This is a genomic window from Xanthomonas sp. SHU 166 (genome assembly GCF_000364685.1).
GTDB classification, from domain to species: Bacteria; Pseudomonadota; Gammaproteobacteria; order Xanthomonadales; family Xanthomonadaceae; genus Xanthomonas_A; species Xanthomonas_A sontii.
Genome location: NZ_AQOJ01000728.1, coordinates 1 through 3,193, shown reverse-complemented (window position 1 = coordinate 3,193; position 3,193 = coordinate 1). Strand labels below are relative to the sequence as shown.

The window sequence follows — 3,193 nt, the reverse complement described above, 5'->3', positions numbered from 1 at the left end:
CGCCTGCCACGCGCGCAGCGCAGCCAGGACATCGCGCCTCGCGCCCGCGACTGGGCCGAGCTGCGCCCGGAATGGGCCCTGGCCGGCTGCCAGACCTTCATCGCCGCGCCGCGCGCGCGCACGGCCGGGCGCGACCTGGCAGGACGCGCCTTCCTGCACGACTACAATTGGCGGCGCGACGAAGGTTTCGGTGTGCTGGAATTGATCCTGACCGCACCGGTCGTGGTCGCCAGCTGGATCAGCCTGCAGTACTACGGCTCGACCGTCGCGCCCGAGGTCTTCGGCGCCGGCAACAAGCTGCTGCACAACGTCACCGGCGGCATCGGCGTGGTCGAGGGCAACGGCGGCCTGCTGCGCGGCGGACTCCCGTGGCAATCGGTCCACGACGGCGAACGGCTGATCCACGAACCGCTGCGACTGTCGGTGCTGATCGAAGCACCGACCGATGCGATCACCGACATCCTCGAACGCCATCCGCAGGTTCGCGCGCTGTTCGACAATCGCTGGCTGCATCTGTTCGCGCTGGACGACCAGGGCCGCATGGCGTCGCGCTACACCGGCGAGTTGCGCTGGGAGGCGTGTCCTGGCGATGCGCCGCCCAAGCGCAGCGCCGTGCCGGCACACGCGTGACCGGATGTCACCTGGTCACATCGACCCACCTGTCGACGTCCCTGCACCTGATGCGGGCGGCTGTCTGGCGACGCGTCAAATCCTGGATCGCATCGGCGACAAGTGGAGTCTCTACATCGTCGCCATGCTGGCGAACGGCCCGCAGCGCTTCAACGCATTGAAGCGTGGCATCGACGGCATTTCCCAGCGCATGCTGACGCTGACCCTGCGCGGACTGGAATGCGATGGACTGGTCACGCGGACGCTGTATCCGACGATCCCTCCGCGCGTGGATTACGCACTGACCAACCTTGGACGCACGCTATTGAAGCCGGTCATGGCGCTGGTCCATTGGGCGAACGAGAATCAACGCGCCATTGCCGAAGCGCATCGACGTTTCGACGAGGCGCCGGAGCAAGATCAGGTCTTGGTTCAGGGCGTCGTCTACCAGCGTCGCTAGTCAGAGCGCGTTTTCGTGGGGCGCGGCTGGAAGAAGCAACTGCCAGTACACGACATCCACCCAACGGCCGAGCTTGTAACCGACCTCCTCGAAGTGCGCGACCTTCTTGAACCCCAGCGCCTGGTGCAGCCGGGCACTTGCATCGTTCGGTTGAGCGACACCGCCGATGACCACGTGCAACTCCAGCCGTCGCAGTGTTTCCAGCAGCGCGCCATACAGGACAGCGCCCAGCCCTCGCCCGCGATGCCCATCAGCCAGGTAGATCGTGGATTCCACCGAACGCTGGTACGCCTTTCTCGCTCTCCATTGTGTGGCGTAGGCATACCCGGCAACCTCGTCGCCCACCAGCGCCACCAGCCACGGAAGGCCGACGCTCTGTACGTCTTCAATGCGCCTGGCCATGTCGGCCGACGTCACGGCATCCAGTTCGAACGTGACGCACGTGTTGGCGATGTAGTGGTTGTAGATGTCCGCGATGCGCTGGGCATGCACGGGACTGGCCGAAACGATGGTCGCTGTCACGGTCACCGGCTTCCTTTGTTGATGGCCTGGATCACAGCCGCTTCGACATGCAGACGGCGCTGGACGGACAGAGGCGTTCGAACTGGCTCGACGCCCCGACCAGCGGCGGCACCTGCCCCCGGTCGCACTGCACGTAGCCCATGGCGGCGAACACATCCTGCGCCGTCGTGGTCAGCAGATACAAGGCAAGCACCTCACGCTGCACAGCCAGGCGCTCCGCCTCCCGAACCAGCCGACGCCCGAGGCCATCACCGCGATGCCCCTCCGCGACGCACAACGAACGCAGCACGCCATGTTCGCCATGGAATTCGACAGCCACGGTGCCGAGCAACCCACCCCGACGCGCGGCAAGGAACTGTCGCGACGCGTGACCGGCGATCAGGTCGGAGGTGGGCAACCCCGAGGACTGCAGCAGTTCTTCCGTCTGCGGATCGAACTGCGCCAGGCTGATCACCACGTCCATGACATCACCTCGGTATGTGCAGAAGAACGACACGGTGGTTGGCGACTGCCTGGCGATGCGCCGTCGGCACGACATGAGCCGCGCCCACGCTCATGTCGCAGCCATTCCGCATCGAATGCCAAGCGTCAACAAGTCCGCCCCTCTCCGCAACGCGCGTCGCCGCAGCAGCAGTTCTCGGTCAGGTAATCGAGCAGGCGCGTCATCGTGTCGAACTCGGCGCGATAGCAGACCGTCCTGCCCCTTTGCTCGGCGCGGATCATTCCGACAGCAGCCAGCTCCTTCAGGTGGAAGGACAGGGTCGGCCCCGGCAGGGTCAGCGCGCTGGCGATCTCGCCCGCCAGCTTGCCCGCCGGTCCGGCCTGGACGAGCAGCCGGAAGATGGCCAGACGGGTCTCGTGGCCCAGTGCCGACAAGGCCTTGGTTGCGGTCAAATGTTCCATTATTTTAGAATAATTGAATTAATCAACCCAGGCAATCCATCATGGACCTTCCCAATCTGGATGCAACGCTTGCGCCCGCAGCGGATCGCGCGCGCCTGGCCGCCGGCGATGCCGAGCACAAGCCGCGCATCCTGATCCTGTATGGATCGCTGCGTCCGGAGTCCTACAGCCGAAAGCTGGCACTGGAAGCGCAACGGCTGCTCGACTACTTCGGCGCCGAGACCCGCGTTTTCGATCCGCACGACCTGCCCATGGTCGATGCCGTCGGCCCGGACCATCCGAAGGTGCAGGAACTGCGCGCCGCTTCCCTGTGGTCGGAAGGCCAGGTCTGGGTGAGCCCCGAACGTCATGGCGCGGTGTCGTCGGTCTTCAAGAACCAGATCGACTGGCTGCCCCTGCAGGAAGGCAGCGTCCGCCCGACGCAGGGACGCACGCTCGCGGTGATGCAGGTCTGCGGTGGATCGCAATCCTTCAACGTGGTCAACGCGCTGCGCCTGCTTGGTCGCTGGATGCGGATGGTGACCATCCCGAATCAGTCGTCGGTGCCCAAGGCCTGGCAGGAGTTCGACGCCAATGGCCGCATGAAACCATCGGCGTACTACGACCGCGTGGTGGACGTCATGGAGGAACTGGTGAAGTTCACCTATCTGGTGCGCGGCCGCAGCGACTACATGGTCGACCGCTACAGCGAGCGCAAGG

6 protein-coding genes are annotated in these 3,193 nt (G+C 65.3%); 3 read left to right on the top strand and 3 right to left on the bottom strand.

Going from position 1 to position 3,193, the window contains the following annotated elements; all coding sequences use genetic code 11:
- Both D180_RS17050 and D180_RS17045 read left to right on the top strand, forming a co-directional pair.
- On the top strand, window positions 1–630 hold a 630-nt coding region (locus D180_RS17050; RefSeq protein WP_043091226.1), incomplete at its 5' end, for a putative inorganic carbon transporter subunit DabA.
- A 19-nt stretch (window positions 631–649) separates the two neighbouring features.
- Window positions 650–1,069: a helix-turn-helix domain-containing protein gene (locus tag D180_RS17045; protein WP_343122588.1), complete on the top strand. Its 420-nt coding sequence runs from the start codon at window positions 650–652 to the stop codon at window positions 1,067–1,069.
- Here the strand turns inward: D180_RS17045 and D180_RS17040 are convergent, their stop codons facing one another.
- The 3 genes from D180_RS17040 to D180_RS17030 all read right to left on the bottom strand — a co-directional run bounded on the left by D180_RS17040 (window position 1,070) and on the right by D180_RS17030 (window position 2,494).
- Entirely contained in the window at window positions 1,070–1,591 is a 522-nt protein-coding gene (locus D180_RS17040) for an arsinothricin resistance N-acetyltransferase ArsN1 family B (protein WP_043091227.1), read from the bottom strand.
- Window positions 1,592–1,622: 31 nt separating this feature from the next.
- Entirely contained in the window at window positions 1,623–2,054 is a 432-nt protein-coding gene (gene arsN2 / locus D180_RS17035; RefSeq protein WP_017908088.1) for an arsenic resistance N-acetyltransferase ArsN2, read from the bottom strand.
- A 125-nt stretch (window positions 2,055–2,179) separates the two neighbouring features.
- Window positions 2,180–2,494 carry a metalloregulator ArsR/SmtB family transcription factor gene (locus D180_RS17030; RefSeq protein ID WP_017913748.1) on the bottom strand — a complete coding sequence of 105 codons (315 nt, stop codon included), beginning with the start codon at window positions 2,492–2,494 and terminating at the stop codon, window positions 2,180–2,182.
- Between the two features lie 41 nt (window positions 2,495–2,535).
- On the opposite strand from D180_RS17030, the gene arsH reads away from it, so the two are divergent.
- The coding region (arsH, locus tag D180_RS17025; protein ID WP_017913747.1) for an arsenical resistance protein ArsH at window positions 2,536–3,193 on the top strand (658 nt) is incomplete at its 3' end.